This window comes from Streptomyces sp. NPDC047000 (assembly GCF_040644295.1).
Classification (GTDB): Bacteria; Actinomycetota; Actinomycetes; order Streptomycetales; family Streptomycetaceae; genus Streptomyces.
The window spans coordinates 1-17066 of record NZ_JBEYWE010000014.1 but is presented as its reverse complement, the minus strand read 5'-3'; the positions used below and the strand labels follow the sequence as shown (position 1 = coordinate 17066).

At 71.0% G+C, this 17066-nt stretch carries 12 protein-coding genes and 1 pseudogene; 3 read left to right on the top strand and 10 right to left on the bottom strand.

What is annotated here, in order from left to right; all coding sequences use genetic code 11:
• Positions 1-64: 64 nt before the first annotated feature.
• The 5 genes and pseudogenes from ABZ862_RS22130 to ABZ862_RS22110 form a co-directional block, all read right to left on the bottom strand.
• On the bottom strand, positions 65-1426 hold the full coding sequence (locus ABZ862_RS22130; protein ID WP_360960605.1) for a nucleotide sugar dehydrogenase: 1362 nt from the start codon (positions 1424-1426) through the stop codon (positions 65-67).
• 82 nt (positions 1427-1508) lie between these two features.
• Positions 1509-2939 carry a sugar transferase gene (locus ABZ862_RS22125; protein ID WP_360960834.1) on the bottom strand — a complete coding sequence of 477 codons (1431 nt, stop codon included), beginning with the start codon at positions 2937-2939 and terminating at the stop codon, positions 1509-1511.
• A gap of 1193 nt (positions 2940-4132) precedes the next feature.
• The gene (locus tag ABZ862_RS22120; RefSeq protein WP_360960832.1) at positions 4133-5611 is read right to left on the bottom strand and encodes a pentapeptide repeat-containing protein; all 1479 of its coding nucleotides are present in this window, start codon (positions 5609-5611) and stop codon (positions 4133-4135) included.
• A 333-nt stretch (positions 5612-5944) separates the two neighbouring features.
• A pseudogene (locus tag ABZ862_RS22115) lies at positions 5945-6181 on the bottom strand (hypothetical protein); the annotation flags it as partial.
• A complete protein-coding gene (locus tag ABZ862_RS22110; RefSeq protein WP_360960603.1) occupies positions 6178-6471 on the bottom strand; it encodes a hypothetical protein in 294 nt (97 codons plus the stop codon). The pseudogene ABZ862_RS22115 and the gene ABZ862_RS22110, both read right to left, overlap by 4 nt.
• 193 nt (positions 6472-6664) lie before the next feature.
• Between ABZ862_RS22110 and ABZ862_RS22105 the strand changes: the two genes are divergently transcribed.
• Both ABZ862_RS22105 and ABZ862_RS22100 read left to right on the top strand, forming a co-directional pair.
• A complete protein-coding gene (locus ABZ862_RS22105) occupies positions 6665-7507 on the top strand; it encodes a helix-turn-helix transcriptional regulator (RefSeq protein WP_360960601.1) in 843 nt (280 codons plus the stop codon).
• Entirely contained in the window at positions 7489-7698 is a 210-nt protein-coding gene (locus tag ABZ862_RS22100) for a DUF397 domain-containing protein (RefSeq protein ID WP_360960599.1), read from the top strand. The genes ABZ862_RS22105 and ABZ862_RS22100 overlap by 19 nt, the downstream gene beginning before the upstream one ends.
• Positions 7699-7774: 76 nt before the next feature.
• On the opposite strand, the gene ABZ862_RS22095 is transcribed toward ABZ862_RS22100, so the two are convergent.
• Positions 7775-8446 (bottom strand): response regulator transcription factor, encoded by a 672-nt coding sequence (locus tag ABZ862_RS22095; RefSeq protein WP_360960597.1) that lies wholly within the window; start codon positions 8444-8446, stop codon positions 7775-7777.
• Positions 8421-9599 carry a sensor histidine kinase gene (locus ABZ862_RS22090; protein WP_360960595.1) on the bottom strand — a complete coding sequence of 393 codons (1179 nt, stop codon included), beginning with the start codon at positions 9597-9599 and terminating at the stop codon, positions 8421-8423. Before ABZ862_RS22090 ends, ABZ862_RS22095 begins: the two co-directional genes overlap by 26 nt.
• A gap of 273 nt (positions 9600-9872) precedes the next feature.
• Between ABZ862_RS22090 and ABZ862_RS22085 the strand changes: the two genes are divergently transcribed.
• Positions 9873-12059: an MMPL family transporter gene (locus ABZ862_RS22085; protein WP_360960593.1), complete on the top strand. Its 2187-nt coding sequence runs from the start codon at positions 9873-9875 to the stop codon at positions 12057-12059.
• 34 nt (positions 12060-12093) lie between these two features.
• Here ABZ862_RS22085 and ABZ862_RS22080 read toward each other — a convergent pair whose 3' ends face one another.
• The 3 genes from ABZ862_RS22080 to ABZ862_RS22070 form a co-directional block, all read right to left on the bottom strand.
• Positions 12094-12861, bottom strand: a complete 768-nt coding sequence (locus ABZ862_RS22080) for a hypothetical protein (RefSeq protein WP_360960591.1) — start codon at positions 12859-12861, stop codon at positions 12094-12096.
• Between the two features lie 37 nt (positions 12862-12898).
• Positions 12899-13660 (bottom strand): hypothetical protein, encoded by a 762-nt coding sequence (locus ABZ862_RS22075; RefSeq protein ID WP_360960589.1) that lies wholly within the window; start codon positions 13658-13660, stop codon positions 12899-12901.
• A gap of 13 nt (positions 13661-13673) precedes the next feature.
• Positions 13674-17066: RHS repeat-associated core domain-containing protein (locus tag ABZ862_RS22070; RefSeq protein ID WP_360960587.1), on the bottom strand; the 3393-nt coding region annotated here is incomplete at its 5' end.

The window sequence follows — 17066 nt, the reverse complement described above, 5'->3', positions numbered from 1 at the left end:
GGACGATGCGCCGTTGAACGACGTGTTGAACGACGTGTTGAACGACGTGCCATTGGACGACGAGTCACCAAGCAAGGCCCATGTACCCCGGTTCGGCCCGGCGCGCCTCGGCGTCGGGAAGGCGGACGAGATCGACGATCACCGGGCCGTCACCGTGGGGCAGGGCCGACAGCACCGCCGGGTCCCTGGTCCCGACCAGGCACACCTCGGCGTGTTCGAGCACCTGGTCGACGGAGTCCGCGAGCAGCTGCCCGAGGTGCGGCAGCCGGGTCTCGATGTACTCGCGGTTCGCGCCGAGCAGCCGGGAGAGACTCACGTTGGCGTCGTAGATCCGCAGGTCGTACCCCTTGCCGAAGAGCCGCTCCGCCAGCTCGACGAGCGGGCTCTCACGGAGATCGTCGGTGCCGGGTTTGAAGGACAGCCCGAACAGGCCCACCCGGCGCCTGCCGGTGCGCTCGACCAGCTCCACCGCGCGCTGCAGATGGTCGGAGTTGGAGGGCAGCACATGGGACAGGATGGGCACCGAGACATCGGCCCGCTGCGCCGCGTGGACCAGGCTGCGCAGGTCCTTGGGCAGGCAGGAGCCGCCGAAGGCGAAGCCGGGCCGCAGATAGGCGGGGCTGATGTTCAGCTTGCGGTCGGCCAGGAACACGTCCATCACCTGGTGCGAGTCCACCCCGAGCGCCTGGCACACCGCCCCCAGCTCGTTCGCGAAGCCGATCTTGAGGCCGTGGAACGCGTTGTCCGCGTACTTGATCGCCTCGGCCGTCGGGACCGGCACCCGGAACACCTCGCCGGGCAGGCCGTCGTACAGCTCCGTCACCACGTCGCCGCTCGCCGGGTCGAGCTCGCCGACGACGGTCTTGGGCGGGTCGAAGAAGTCCCGCACGCTGGTGCCCTCGCGCAGGAACTCCGGGTTGACCGCGACCCCGACATCCACCCCGGCCGTGCCGCCGACGGACTTCTCCAGGATCGGCACCAGCAGGTTCAGGCAGGTGCCCGGGAGCATGGTGCTGCGGAACACGACGGTGTGCCGGCCCCCCTGCCCGGCTCCCTCGGCCTTCTCGGTGCTCTCGGCCTCCCTGGCCTTCTCGGCCAGCGCGGCGCCGATCTCCGCGGTGACCCGCTCCAGATACGTGGTGCACAGGCTGCCGTTGGGCTCCGACGGTGTGCCCACGCAGACCAGCGACACCTCGCTGTCCGCGATCGCCTCGCGGACGTCGCCGGTGGCGCGTAACGCCCCGGTCCGCACGGCCTCGGCGACGAGTTCGCCGATCCGCTCCTCGACCACCGGTGCCCTGCCGTCGTTGACCAGGTCGACCTTCACCTGGTTGACGTCCACCCCGATGACCTCGTGCCCCAGGCTCGCCAGGCACGCGGCCGACACACAGCCCACGTAGCCGAGCCCGAAAACGCTGATCCTCATGACCCGTTCCTCCCCCCGGGCGGGCCCGCCGGGCCCGCGGTCCGCGCGCCGGCGGTACGAAGTCCTCGCCGTCCCCCGCGCATCAGTAGGCCCCCTGTCCGTAGAGCACCGCACGCAGCGTCTTCCACAAGATCACGGTGTCCAGGGCGAGCGACCAGTCCTCCACGTACCGCAGGTCCAGCCGGACCGCCTCCTCCCACGACAGGTCGCTGCGTCCGCTGATCTGCCACAGGCCGGTGAGACCGGGCTTGACCAGCAGCCGCCGCCGGATGTCCGGGCCGTACGCGGCGGACTCCTCCGGTAACGGAGGCCGCGGGCCGACGAGCGACATCGATCCGGTGAGGACGTTGAAGAGCTGCGGGAGTTCGTCGATCGAGTACCGGCGCAGCACTCCTCCCACCCGGGTCACCCGCGGATCCCGGCGGAGCTTGAACAGCAGACCGGCGCCCTCGTTGCGGTCGGCGAGCCCGGCACGCGCCCCGTCGGCCCCGGCGACCATGGTGCGGAACTTGAGAATGGTGAACTCGCGGCCGTCCTTGCCGACCCTGCGCTGGCGGTAGAACACCCCGCCCCGGCTGTCCGCCAGGACGAGCAGCCCGACGCACACCATCAGCGGCGCGAACAGCAGCAGCAGGACGGCCGCGCCCAGCCGGTCGACGACCTCCTTGACCGCCCGGCGGCCCCCGGTGAAGGCCGGCATGCTGACCCGCAGCAGCGGGATCCCGAGCACCGCGTCGATGTGCAGCCGCGGGCCGGCCACCTCCATCAGCACGGGGGCCACGACCATCTCGGCGTCGCTGCCCTCGAGGTTCCAGGCCAGCCGTTGCAGCCGGCCCGGTGACCAGTGCGGGTCCGGGGTGACCGCGACGACACGGTAGCCGTCGCGGTGGACGTGGCTCGCGACGTCCGTCAGCCGGCCGACGACCGGCACTCCGTCCAGGTGGTCACCGTCGGGTCCGAGACCGTCCGTCGTACACACCGCGGCCACCCGCCAGCCGAGGTGCGGGAACTTGCGGGTCCGGGCGATCAGGTCGTGCACGGTGGCCCGGCTTCCGGCGGCGAGCACCGGTCGCAGGCACCGTCCCGCTTTCCGCTGCTTGTGCAGCCACAGGCGCAGCAGATACCGCGCCGTCATGGTGGTGAGCGCGATCGCGGGGATCGCGACGAAGATCCAGAGCTTGATGTTGCGCGAGGTGAGGGCGATCCCGCCGAGCGCCAGGACGACGGTCGCCGCGAACAGCGAGCGTCCGAGCCGGTGGAACTCCTCGGCGCCCTGGCCGAGCACGGCCGGAGCCCACGACCTGCTCACCGCCAGCGCCCCCAGCACCAGCAGCTCGGTGCCGAACGCGAGAATCCCCCATTTCTCGTGCCAGTTGGCCGCGTCCCGGGCCCCGAAGAAGTTGCCGATCGCCGTCACCACGAAGGCGGTGGCCGCGGTATCGCTGATGATCACGGTACGGCGGTAGCGCTGTTCCCAGTCGATCGCGGGCCGGCCGATCGCCCCGTTCGCCAGACGCTCGCGCGCCGGCGCGAACGGTCTGACAAGTCCCCCTTGCCGCACAGAACCCCCCAGGTTCCCAGTGGTTCGACGTGTTCGCCTCGCACTGTTGCTCCCCCTCGGGAGGCCTCGGCCCCCCGTCGTGCTGTCCCTCCCTTCCCCCAGGAGGCCCCCGCCTCCGCGCACGACGTCATGGCTGGTTCAAAGCACTGTGAACGACTCGCTCCGGCGGCAGTGGACTTGATGCCCTGCCTGACTCTCGAGGTGCGCCGGAACCTGCCGGAATCTCGGATGCTCCCCGCACCCGGGGCCCCTTGCCGGGCTCCGAGAAATTGATCAGCCCCCACGTCTGACGCCGGGGCGTGACTGCTGGCTTTGCGTAGCGCCGGACCGGTGGATCACTGCTGGTCGTTTGTGCCGAACGTCTGAAGCACGGTCAATCTAGACCATCGGGGCCAGTATGAAGAGGGGGATGTATGTAATTTGTGCTCAAGGTGTGAGACTAGATCGACCGATCGGTGACCGTCTACGGTGCCTTCACGCCACCCCGCGCTCCGGCGCGGTGACGCTCGGTGAGCTGCAACAGGCCCTCCACGGCGCCCTGTCGGACAACGACTTCGCTGCTCGCGCACTCTTGCGCGCCGTCGCCGGACACCCGACACGGACCGGACGACCGGCCACCCGGCCCACGGGACACCCGACTTGATCGCGCCGGTGTCCGGCGGCACGCCCGAGATCGAACGCGATCACCCGTGCCGGCATAGCGATACGTCCCCGGACGCGGTCGCACGCTCGGGCTCGGTGGCCTCCCCTTGGCGGATCGTCACGGTGCCGGGGTAGGGCTGCGGGCCGTATGAGCCGCGGTGAACGCATCTTGTCCGGCGCCGGATCGCCTCATGTCCCGGAGACGGACGGAGGGGGACGACGCGAAGATCCCCGGTTCGGACTTGCCAACCCGCTCTTCAAGCAGCCTGCACCGTCGTCCTCTTCACCCGTCGCCCCCGACGCCCCGACTGATCAGCCGTCATCGCGGGTTCACGGACCGCAGTGTGTGGGGCGATTGCAGTGCGGGCACGGTGGTCCCGCACGGTATAAGGGGGAGGGCGACCAGAGGACATGGCGGCGTTGGAAGAGAGCCAGGGGCGCACCCGGGACCGGCGGTCGGTGGCGGAAGATCCGCCTCGCCTATATCGGCAGCAAGATCGAGGTCAGGGACCGGTCCAGGCTGCTGACAGGGTGAGCCCTTGCGGCGGTGAGGCGCCTGCTGCTGGAATCAGACCGAGTGGGGCAACCCCGTTCGCTTCAATGAAGTTGACTGTGCTGCCGGAGAACAACGCTTCGCTGAAGTCGGCTGCGCTGTCGAAGAAGATCGCCCTCGTGAAGTTGACCACGCCGTGGGAGAACACTGTGCTGCCAAAATGGACTTTACCGCCGGTGAACGCCGCCAGGGTGAAGTCGACCTCGCCACCGGTGAACTCCGCCCCGCTGAAGTCCACCGTGCTGCCAGAGAACCTTGCCCTGGTGAAGCTGACCGGGCCGTCGGTGAATTCCGCCTCGTTGAAGTGGACCGTGCTGCCGGAGAACTCCGCCCTGCCGAAGTGGACCACGCCGCCGGAGAACCTAGCCCTGCCGAAGCGAACCGTGCCGCCGGAGAACACGCCCCCGTTGAAGTAGATCCGGCCGCTGGAGACCATCGCCTCGTTGAAGTGGACCGTGCTGCCGGAGAACACCGCCTCGTTGAAGTGGACCGTGCTGCCGGAGAACTGCGCCCACCTGAAGTGGATAGTGCCGCCGGAGAACACTGCCCTGCGGAAGAGGACCGTGCTGCCGGAGAACACCGCCTCGTTGAAGTCGACGGTGCTGCCGGAGAACACCGCCTCGCCGAAGTGGACCCGGCCGCTGGAGAACACCACCTCGTTGAAGTGGATAGTGCCGCCGGAGAACACTGCCCTGCGGAAGAAGACCGCGCTGCGGGAGAACACCGCTCTACTGAAGTCGACCGTGCCGCCGGAGAACACGGCCTCGTCGAAGTCTCCGCCATCGAATGCGACGCCCGTGAAGTCGAAGTCGTGGCCTTGCCAGGAGTGGTGATGTTGGAGGGGCAGGCGGAGGTGGTTGCGGATGAGCCGGATGACGGTATGCCGCACTTCCCGTAGTGCCAGATAGGTGTGGCGGGCTTCTGCGTTGTTCGCTGGCAAGTCACTTTCGGGGGTGTACGGCAGTCGGAGATAGGCGCACAGGACGTCGATGCAAGTCTGGCGCAGCTCACGGGTGGGGGCGTCGTCGGCGAGTTCGGCCAGGGCATGTACGCCGCCGAGGCGAACCGCTGCGGATTCGCTGCCGAGTTGGGAGACAGCGGTGGTGAAACGTTCGGTGTGCAGGCGGGTGTTGTCGCGCAGGGCGCCGTCCTCGTCGACACGCTGGCGGCGGTAGGCCACGATCAGGGCGACCAGGGCACCTGCACCAGCCACCACGCCGAAAGCGAGTTTGATCAGGTCGAACAATGTTTTGGAGTCGATGCGTCGTTGGCGCTGTATCCCGTGTGCGCCGAGCAGGTCCCATCCGGCGTAGAACACGGCAGAGGCGGCCAGGATGGCAGTGGCGAAGGCCAAGGCCAGGGCGATACCGACGGGCCAGAGACGCAGGCCACGCCGTTCAGTCTGGCGTCGGGTCAGACGTGGGTTCATGTCGGGCAAGACAGGCCGTGGGACCGGCTGGTTGCATGTCTCTCCGAACTGTCTGAGCTGCCACGTGGTGAGCGGCCGATGGCGCTGAGGACGAGGTGGCAATGGGCGGCGTGGAGGGTGTGGACCGCAGTGAGGCACCCTGCTCCGGCGAGGTGACGCGCTCCTTCGTCCTGCCTGCTGGGCGGGGGCCGCGGAACAGACAGCGGAGGCGCTGTTGGCCGCCATGGGGCGCATCGGCCGCGTGCGCAATTTCGCCAAAGCCATGGAATTCGCGGTCCCGCTGATCGGCATCGCCCGGTCCGGTGACGGGTGGCCCCGCAATCCGCCGTCCCGTCTGCTGCGGGCGTTGGCCTCGGCGAGCAGGGCGCTCAGCAGTTCGTCCTGGCTCAGGGGGTGGACGTGGTGCGGGTCGGCGTCCCATGCGCGGCCGCCGCCGAGCGGCCGGATCTGGAGGCAGGGGCCTTCGTGGCCCATGACCCGGCCGACCCGGTCGCGGGCGGTGTCGCGTACGGCGTCTCCGACTGCGGGGGTGTCGCCCGGGTCGGAGTCCCTGCCGTCCTCGTCCGTCACGTGGTGATCCCCTTCAGGATCACGTCCGCGAGCATGAGTGCCACGGGTGCGGAGCACACCCCGAGGTGGACGAGCGCGTACCGGGCCTCGCCCTCGGCGTCGTCCGCCCACGGCGTACGGATGTCCATCGCGGGGAGCTGGATACCGGCCCGGGTGAGGGCGTGGGCGAGGACATCGCGGGCGTCGGCGGCCTCCTGGATCTTCGGGCCGCTGCGGGGCGGGCCGTCCGGGGCGTGCGTGCGCCCGGTCGCCGTGGGGTGGTCAGCCGGGTGGTGTGGTGTGGGGGGCATCGTCATCCTTGTCGGTGCATTCCTGCGGATTCTGGTACCGGGCTGCGCTGCGTGTATTACGTTGCGTAGTCCTGGCGTTACCGAGGATGCGCCTGGGTTCGGACGGCCGGGGCGTGGACGGGATCGTGCTTCCCCGTGTCCCGGAGGCCGTTCCACACCGTCCACGTATATCGCCCGGAGGGGAGTCAGCCGTATGCCGCAACGACGCGTCGTCACCGGCCGCAGCCAGGAACCACGTCAGCGTTTCGCCGAGGAACTGCGCCGTCTGCGGGCGGTTAGCGGGTTGAGCCTGCGGCAGCTCGGGGAACGTCTGGGCTGGGACTGGTCCCTGTTCGGCAAGATGGAGAAGGGCGAGACGCTCGGCAGCCCGGAGGTCGTCCAGGCCCTCGACACGCACTACGGGACGCCCGGACTGCTCCTGGCGCTCTGGGAGTTGGCGGCGGGGGACCATACGCAGTTCCGTGAGCGGTACCGCCGCTACATGGCCCTGGAGGCGGAAGCGGTGAGCCTGTGGCACTTCGCGGTGAGTGTTCTGCCGGGCCTGTTGCAGACGCCGGGATACGCCCGGGCGGTGCTGGTGGCCGGTGGATTGAAGGGAAAGGAACTGGAGCAGCAGGTCGAGGCTCGGCTGGGGCGACGGGAGTTGCTGGAGGGGGAGGAGGCACCGCCGTTCCGGACGATCCTCTCGGAGGCGGTGCTGCGGACGCCCTTGCAGGATGCCGACGACTGGCGGGAGCAGTTGGAGTGCCTGCGGGAAGTTGCGGAGCGTCCGAACGTCACGATCCAAGTGCTGCCGCAGAGGGCTGGGTTGCATGGCCTGCTGGGGGTGGACGTCTGGTACCTGCTTCTTCCGCAAGGGCGGACCGTGGCGTATACCGAGAACGGGTATTGGGGCCAACTCATTGAAGAAGCCAGTCCCGTTGTGCGTTTGCAGAAGACGTACGATGCGGTGCGCGACCTGGCGCTCACCCCGGCGGAGTCTCGCAAGTTCATCCTGCGGATGTTGGAGGAAGCGACGTGCGATCCAGCGACCTGAGTGCCGCGTCCTGGCGTAAGAGCAGCTACAGCAATCAGGACGGTGGAGCGTGCATCGAGGTCTCTGACGACTTCGCCACGGCGGTACCCGTGCGGGACAGCAAGGTCTCTCACAGCCCGGTGCTCATGTTCCCGGCAGGCGAGTGGTCGTCCTTCGTCGCGGCCGTCAAGGGCGGTCGCCTGGGCGGCTGACACGGAACTTCCACGGCCCCTGCAGTGAGCGTCACCGCGAGGGCGGGCCCGCGTTCGGGTCCCCGGGGGCGGGGACTCAGTCCGTGCGGTGACCCGGCGTGACCATGCCGTACTCGTAGGCCATGACCACGACCTGGGACCGGTCCCGGGCACCGAGTTTGGCCATGATGCGGCTGACATGGGTCTTCGCGGTCAGCGGTGAGACCACCAGCTGCCGGGCGATCTCGTGGTTGGTGCGTCCGGCCGCGATCAGCCGCATGACCTCGCGTTCACGGGCGGTCAGGGCGTCGAGGCGGTGATCGGGCTTCCGGATGTGGTCCGGGCGGCCGGCGAACTCGGCGATCAGCCGACGGGTGACGGAGGGGCTGATGAGCGCGTCGCCCCGCGCGGCGACGCGCACCGCGTGCAGGAGCTCGGCCGGCTCGGTGTCCTTGAGGAGGAAGCCCGTGGCGCCGGCCCGCAGCGCTCCGTACACGTACTCGTCGAGGTCGAACGTCGTCAGCATGACCACTTTCACCGCCGCCAGCCGCGCGTCGCCCGCGATACGGCGCGCGGCCTCGAGCCCGTCCATGCCGGGCATCCGGATGTCCATCAGCACCACGTCGGGCCGCAGTTCGCGGCAGGTGGCGAGGGCCTCGTGCCCGTCGCCGGCCTCGGCGGCCACCCGCAGGTCGTCCTCGTCGTCGAGGATGCCGCGGATGCCCGCGCGCACCAGGCGCTGGTCATCCGCCAGCAGGATCCTGATCATCAGTCGCTCCGCCGATCGGCTCGTGGTGGTCCAGGAACGGTAGCCGGGCCCGGATGGCGAATCCGCCCGCGCCGCCGGGTCCGGCGCTCAGCGTTCCGCCCAGGGCGCGCACCCGTTCCGTCATGCCCGCGATCCCGCTGCCGCCCCCTGAGCCGGTCCGGGCCGCGGCGCCCCGCCCGTCGTCCCGGACACTGAGCGCCAGTTCCCCGTCCTCGCGGCGGATCCGGACGACGACGTGCCGGGCACCGCTGTGCCGGACCGCGTTGGTCAGCGATTCCTGGACGATCCGGTAGGCGGCGAGGTCCACCGCCGTCGGCAGCGGCGAGTCCGCCCCGCTCCGCTCGACGCGTACGTCCAGGCCCGCATGGGCCGCCGAGGAGACCAGCTCGTCGATCCGGGACAGACCCGGTGCGGGAGCGGTCGGAGCGGCCTCGTCGGCCTGACGCAGCACCCCCAGGGTGGCGCGCAGTTCCCGCAGGCCCTCCTTGCTGCCCTGCTTGATGGCGGTGAGCGCTTCCCGCGCCTGGCCGGGGTCCTTCGGGAGCCGGTGCAGGGCGGAGGACGCCTGTACGTGGATCATCGACATGGTGTGGCCGACCGCGTCGTGCAGTTCGCGCGCGATGCGCAGCCGTTCCCGCGTGGCGCGCAGCCTGGCCTGCTCCTCGGCGTAGGCGATCCGGCCGTGGCGCATCGCGCCCAGCGCCACCACCGCGACCAGCCAGCCGGTCAGCATGAACACCGCCGTGCCGGTCACGTCACCGGTCCCGGCCAGTGCTCCCGCGCCCACCCCGACGACCATCACCGCGGCCATCGCGGCCGACGCCCGGAGCCGTCCCCGGGCCGCCAGGGCGTACAGCGCGGCGACCGGGATCACGACGAGCGGGCCGTCGACCGTGCTCAGCAGGTGGTAGGCGCCCGTGCCGAGCACCGTGAACCAGCCCACCGCCACCGGACGGCGGCGGCGCAGCGGCCATGCCGCGCACACCGCCACCGCCAGGAACCAGGAGCCGGCCACCGTCGCGGGGGCGTCCCAGTCCGAGCCCAGCCGCTGCCCCTCGGCCACCCCGGTCAGCACCAGTACGACCCCGGCGAGCGCCAGGTCGGCCCGTGGACCGGTGGGCAGGCGGAGGCGGGTGACATCGATGCGGGGCATTGCCTCATTCTGCCCGCGGGGCGAGCGGACCTGGGGGTTGTGTCCGCAGATGCGCCGGGAGTGCGTGCCGGAGGAGTACGCGGCGGCGCGGGGCGTACCTCCGCCGGTGTACGGCGCGGCCGTCACCTCCTGCCGCTGGTGCAGGCCGGCTGTCAGCCGTGGGCCGACGACCGCGCCGGGGGCGTACGGGCACGATCGGGGCACGTCGTCGTCCCCCACTCCCGCACTCCGCGGCTCCGGACGACTCTTCGCTCGAATCCGAGGTACGCCATCGTGTCTTCCCCCCGCGGCTCTGCCGCGCCCCTCGTCCCGCCCGCGGCGCAGGACCGCCCGTCCGCGCCCCTCGGGCGGTTCGGTGCCCTGGCCGGCTGGGCGCAGCGCCATCGCTGGGCCGCGCTCGTGCTCTGGGTGGCCGTCGTGGCCGCCATCACGCTGGGCTCCACCGCGGCCGGCTCCGCGTACCGCAACGACTTCTCGCTGCCGGGCACCGATTCGCAGGCGGCCACGGACCTGTTCAAGAAGCACGGCAGTGACCAGGCGGGCGACAGCGTCGAGATCGTCTTCAAGGACACCGACGGCATCAGGAGCGCGAAGGGCAGCGTCGAGCCGATGCTGGCCGAGGTGCGGCGGATGGCGGGGGTCGCCGACGTGAGCAGTCCCTTCGCGGACGCCTCGGCGGTGTCCGAGGACGGCACGATCGCCTACGCGTCCGTCACGCTGGACGGCAAGACGGAGGAGGTCCCCACGGAGGACGTCGCCGCGATCATCGACACCGCGCAGCGCATCGCCGGCGGGCATCTTCAGGTCGAGGTGGGCGGCGAGGCCGCGCGCAACGCGGAGGACAAGGCGGGCCCGACCGCCGAACTCGCCGGCATCGTCGCCGCGGCGGTCATCCTGGTGCTGCTGTTCGGCTCGCTGCTGGCGGCGTCCCTGCCGCTGATCACCGCGCTGTTCGCGGTGGGCGGCGCCATCGGGCTGATCGCCCTGGCCTCCCACGTCTTCACCGTCGCAGACTTCACCCCGCCCATCCTGATGCTCGTCGGGCTCGGGGTCGGTGTCGACTACGCCCTGCTGATCTTCTACCGCTACCGCCACGAACTCCTGGCCGGCAGCCCTCACGCGGCGGCCGGCCGCAAGGCCCTCGACTCGGCGGGCCGTACGGTCTTCTTCGCGGGCTGCACGGTCATCGTCGCCCTGCTGGGCCTGGTCGCCCTCGGGCTCGGTTCGCTGCAGGGCATCGCCCTCGCGGTGGCCGTCACCGTCCTGATCACCATGGCCGCCTCCCTGGTGCTGCTGCCCGCGCTGCTCGCCCTGTTCGGCGGGCGCATCCAGCGGCAGGTACGGAAGCGGCAGGCCAGGGCCGCGGCGAAGGGCGGCCGGGAGGGCGACGGCTGGCGCGCCATGGCCCGTGCCGTGCAGCGCCGCCCGGTCACGACCCTGCTGGCCGGTGTGATCGCGCTCCTGGCGCTGTCCGCGCCGGCGCTGGGCATGCGCCTGGGCTTCGCCGACTCCGGCAACGACCCCGCCGAGACCACCTCGCGCCACGCCTACGACCTGCTCGCCGAGGGCTTCGGTCCCGGCTTCAACGGTCCGCTCGTCGTCCTGGTGAAGGGCGATCAGGAGGCCGGCCGGACCGTCCGGGCGACGCTCGCCTCCACCGACGGGGTGGCCGCGGCCGGCCCCGCGATGCGCTCCGCGGACGGTGCCCTGTCCACCGTCTTCGTCTACCCGGCGACCTCGCCCCAGGACGAGGGCACCGTACGACTCGTGCACCGGCTGCGCGACGACGTCCTTCCGCCCCTGGAACACACCACCGGTGCCGAGGTGCTGGTCGGCGGTGCCACGGCCGCCTCCCTGGACGTCTCCGAGACCCTCGCCGACCGGCTGCCGCTGTTCGTCGCCGTCGTCGTCGGCGTCTCCTCGGTCCTGCTCCTGCTGGTCTTCCGGTCCGTCTGGATCCCCGTCAAGGCGGCCGTCCTGAACCTGCTGTCCATCTCCGCCGCGCTCGGCGTGATCACCCTGGTCTTCCAGCACGGCTGGCTCGGGGCGCAGCCGGGCCCCGTCGAGGCGTTCATCCCGGCGCTGATCTTCGCGATCGTCTTCGGGCTCTCCATGGACTACGAGGTCTTCCTCGTCTCCCGCATCCACGAGGAATGGACGCGCACCCAGGACCCGTCGCGCTCCGTACGGGAAGGGCTGGCCTCCACCGGCAAGGTCATCACCGCCGCCGCGGCCATCATGATGTTCGTCTTCGGGGCGTTCGTCCTCAGCTCCGACCGCATGCTCCAGCAGTTCGGGCTCGGCCTGGCCGTCGCCGTCCTCCTCGACGCCGTGGTCATCCGCTGCCTCATCGTCCCGGCCGTCCTACAGCTGCTCGGCAGGCGGGCCTGGTGGCTCCCCGCACGGCTGGCCCGGACACTGCCCAGGGTGTCCCTCGAACACGCTGAGCAGCGCGTCTGACCGGGGACAGCGGCGGCTGTGCGTTGCGCCGGCGTCAGCTGCCGTCGTCCTCCACCATGCCGTAGTACTCCACCATGGTGGCGATCCACTCGCGCAACGCGGCCGCGCGGTGGTGATCCTCGTGCTGGGCGCGCAGGGCCTCGTCGGTGGCGCGGAGGCGGGCCAGGGCAGGCGGTTCGCCGTCCGCCACGTCGTAGAACAGCGGCAGGCTGATCAGGTCCAGGCAGTCGGTGAACAGGCGGCGGACGGCGGGTGAGGGCGGGGTGGGGTCCGGGTCGGCGAAGGCGCTGGTCACGTAGCGGATCGGGTCGGTCAGGCTCCAGCCGACGACGGTGCCCTGCTGGACGAGGAGCGCCAGGTCGGGGGCGATGCCGATGCGGGCCTGAAGCGGCTCGTCGAGAACGGCGAGGTCACGCAGACAGGTGAACGCGGTGTCACCGGGGGCGCGGTACGCGACCGTGCACATCTCATGCCGGAAGTCCCGGGCCTCGTCTGCTCGGAGGCCGCCGGGGCGCGCCTCGGGCAGGCTGCGCACATGGGTGGCGTCCTCGACGGAGTGCGACTCGAAGGGGATTCGGAGCTGGACCCCGACCAGCTTCCGGCTGTACGGGGCGAACCGGAGGACGTCGGGGAAGTCCCACAGCCAGTCCTCGCTGCCGAAGGTGTCCGCGAGGAACCGCACCCGTTGTGCCGCGCTCGCGTACTGCGCGATGTCCACGGTGGTGCCCAGGAAGCGGGGCTTGATCCGGAGCGGCTCGTCGGTCACCGTGGCGCGCCAGTCGTTGCCGAAGGTCAGTTTCATGGTCCAGTGGTGGTCGGAGTGGGTCGCAAGGGAGCTCTCACCAGTTCCCGTAGTCCTCGGCCAGGCCGCTGATGAGGGAGAGCAGGGCGTCGACGCGGTGGCGGTCATCGGACCGGGCCCGCAGGGCCCGTTCCAGCTCGCGGAGCCGGACCAGGGCCGCCGGGTCCCGGTCCTTGACGCCGTCGAGCAGCGGGGTGGTGATCAGGTCCAGGCACTCGGTGAACAGGCGGCGGGTGGCCGGGGCCGGAGGAGCCGGGTCGGGGGAGGCGAAGGCGATGGTCAGATACCGCACGGGGTCGGTGAGGCTCCAGCCGACGACGGTGCCGTGCTGGACGAGGAGCGCCACGTCGGGGGCGATGCCGACGCGGGCCTGAAGCGGCTCCTCCAGGACGTCGAGGTCGCGCAGGCAGGTCAGCGCGGTGTCCCCGGGGGCCCGGCAGAGCTCCGTGGTCACCTCCAGGTGGCAGTCGCGGGCCTCGTCCGCCTGGAGTCCGCCCGGGTGTGCGGGGGGCGTGGCGGGGACTCGGGCGGAGTCCTCGGCGTCAGCGGCCTCGACGCCGGGCATCTGGAGTTCCGCGCCGGCCAGTTCCCGGCTGACGGGGTCGAACCGGAGCTCGTCGGGCGTGTCCCACAGCCAGGGGCCGCTGCCGAAGGTCTCCAGGAGGAAGCGCCCGCGCTCCTCGACATCCGCGTACCTCGCGATACGCACGCGCAGGTCCCAGAAATCGAAACGCGGGGTGATGTCCAGCGGAGCGCCCGTCACCGTCGCGGTCCAGTCCTCGCCGATGGTGATTCTCATGGTGAATGCCGCCTCATCTGACCTGCTCCGCGGGAGCCATGTAGCCGTTCTTGGCCGGGATCCTGCCGTTCACCACGTCTGAGTGCGTGATCGGGTTGCCGGGATCGGTGGGCAGGCCGCCGCCCAGCGCACTGACACCGGAAGGACCCTTGATACCGGACGAACCGTATGCCGTGATGACATTGCCTGCCCCGGTACGGTCGGCCCGGACCACCACGATGTCCTCCCCCTTGCGGAAGATCAGGTTTCCGCTGCCTGCCGTCGAGTGGTATATCGCGTCCGGCTCCTTGAGGATCTCCAGCACCATGTCCTCGGTGAAACCATGGTCATGCGCGTGATAGTTACCGGCCTTCTTCATCTTGCCGTCCCGCGCCCTCTCGATGACGTCATCCGCGGCCTTGAGGGCGTCCTGCCTGGCCTTGAGGGCCTTCTCCTCCTTCGTGTACTTCGGCATCAGCCCCAGCGGGTCGCAGCCCGCGTGCGGGTTGTCGACGTAGCTGACGGGGTTGGGCGACGGGGCGAGACCCAGGGGGTCCGGGGAGGTGTAGCGGGCGGTCTCGGGGTCGTAGTGGCGGAAGTAGTTGTAGTGGAGGCCGGTTTCGGGGTCGTAGTACTGGCCGGGGAAGCGGAGTGGGGTGTAGGTGCTGCTGTCGCGGGTCCAGGCGGTGGTGCCCCAGAGGGTGGTGCGGCTGCGCCAGGCGATGTCGCCGTTGTCGTCGACGAGTTCGGTCGGTGTGCCGATCAGGTCGGTGGCGATGGCGAAGAAGCGGCGGTCGATCTCCTCCTGGCGGTCGTCGGCGGTCAGGATGCGTTCGGTCTGGGTGAGGGGGACGACGTCGCGGTGGTCCCAGGTGAGGGCGACGGTGTGCGGGGTGCCGGGGTGGTGGGTGGTCTGTTCGCAGAGGGTGAGGCCGTCCCAGGTGAAGAGGGTCTCCTCGGTGATGTGTTCGCCGTCGGCGGCGAGGCGCTGCTTTGCGGTGCGGCGGCCGAGGGGGTCGTAGCGGTAGCGCCAGCGGGTGCCGTCGGGGGTGGTGACGGAGGTGAGGCGGTTGTCGGTGTCCCAGGTGTAGCGCCAGGTGTCGGGCTTGCGGGACAGGCGGGTCTTCTGACGCAGGGTGACGCGGCCGAGGGCGTCGTACTCGAAGCGGACGTCTCCGGCGCGGGTGACGCGGGTGCCGTCGTACGTGCGGGGGCCGGTGGCCTCGCTGCCGGGGTGGCGGTCGGGCCAGGTGGCGGAGGTCTGGTTGCCGGTGTCGTCGTAGGCGTACCGCTCGCTCCAGCCGGGTGCGTGGACGGCGGTGACGCGGCCGAGGGGGTCGAGGTCGAAGGTGCGGGTGCCGGAGAGGCGGTCGGTGAGGGTGAGGAGGTGGCCGTCGGCGCGGTAGGTGTATGCGCGGCCGGTGAGGGGACCGGCGGGGGTGGTGAGGTGCTGTTCGGTGAGCCGGCCGGTTTCGTCCCACGCCGACGTCATGGTGAGCGTGTCGCCGTAGGTGCGGGTGAGTTCGCGGCCGGTGGCGTCGTGGGTGAAGGCGATGTGCCGTCCGCCGGTGGTCAGCCGGGCGGGGAGGCCGTCGGTGTCGTAGGCGTAGGTGGTGGTGTGGCCGGTGGGTGTGGTGCGGCGGGTGCGGCGGCCGAGGGCGTCGTAGGCGTAGAGCATCGGGCGGCCGTCGACCAGTTCCGTCGTGACCAGGCCGCGGCGGTCGTAGCGGTAGCGCAGCTCGCTGTCCGGGCCGACCGCTTCCAGGAGGCGGCCCGCGCGGTCGTAGGAGTAGGCCGTCACCCGTCCCCCGGCGTCCTTGCGGATCACCTGGCCGAGGGCGTCGCGCTCGAAGGAGACCGTTGTGCCGAGGGCGTCGGTGCGCCGGGTGAGCCGGTCGGCGGCGTCGAAACGGTAGGTGAGGGTGCGGCCGTCGAAGTCGGTCTCGGAGACGATGTTGCCGACCGCGTCGTAGGTGTAGGTCCAGGTGAGGCCGGACGGGCCGGTGACCTGGGTGAGGCGCAGGTCGGTGTCGTGGTCGAAGGTGTAACGGGCGCCGTCGGGGCGTGTGGTGGCGAGTGGGAGGTCGAAGTGGGTGTATTCGTGGCGGGTGACGGCACCGGTGGCGTCGGTGTGGGTGAGGCAGTTGCCCTCGCCGTCGTAGGTCCATGACTCGGCGGTGCCGTCGGGCGCGGTGCGGCGGGCGAGGTGGCCGTCCGGGTGCCAGGTGAGGACGGTGACCCTGCCTGCCGGGTCGGTGACGCGGACCGGGCGGCCGAGGCCGTCGCGTTCGGTGCGGGTGACGGTGCCGGACGGGTCGGTCACGGTCACGGTGCGGCCGGCGGCGTCGCAGTGCACGCGGGTGGTGTTGCCGAGGGCGTCGGTGACCGAGGTGAGGCGGCCGGTGTGGTCGTGGGCGGTGCGGGTGGTGTGTCCGGCCGGGTCGGTGACGGTCGTGCGGTTGCCGCGTTCGTCGTAGGTGTAGGCGGTGCGGGTGCCGTCCGGTCCCACGATCTCCACCGGCAGGCCGAACGGGCCCCGGACGATGTGGAGTTCGGATCCGTCGGGACGGACGGCCGAGAGGAGGTGGCCTGCGTCGTCGTAGGTGAAGGCGGTGGTGCGGCCGAGGGGGTCGGTGCGGGTGAGGAGGTTGCCGTGGGCGTTGTGGGTGTAGCGGGTGGTGTGGCCGAGGGGGTCGGTGGTGGCGAGGAGGCGGCAGTGGGGGCCGATGAGGTGGCGGGTGGCCCTGCCGTCGGGGGTGGTGAGGGTGGTGGTGCGGTGGCCGGTGGCGGGGTCGGGGTGGGTGTAGGTGAGGGTGATCTGGACGTGGCCGGCTTCGCCGCCCTCGGCGATCACGCGGTCGTGGTCGTCGTAGGTGTAGTCGTAGCGGCGGTCGTTGGAGTCGGTCCAGGCGGTGACGCGGTGGCGGTCGTCGTAGGTGAAGACGGTGACGGCGCCGGAGGGGCGGGTGACGGTGGTGAGGTCGCCGGTCCCCTCGTCGTAGCCGTAGCCCATCAGGGGGAGGTCCGTGCCGTCCTCACCGGCTCCGGCGAGGGTGAGGGCGGTCACGAGGCCGTCGGCGGTGGTGAGGCGGATGTGGTGGCCCGCGGAGTGGACCAGGGCGAGGGGGAGTCCGTCGTCGGTGCGGTCGACGGTGATCGTGTGGCCGTTGCGTTCACTGATGCCGGCCAGCCAGGCGGTGCCGTCCCCGCCGGGCTCGGCGCCCGCCGGGGCGGTGAAGCGGAAGGTCAGGCCCGAGTCGGGGTCGGTGAGGGTGTAGTCGCCGTCGGGGTCGCGGGCGAGCAGGGTGCGGGTGGGGCCCGATACCGGCCGGGTGGGGGTGCCGGGCACGGGGTGGGGGTAGGTGATCAGGAGGCCGTCGGCGGTGGCGTGGACGACACCGATCGCGTCGATCCGCAGGCGCTCGTC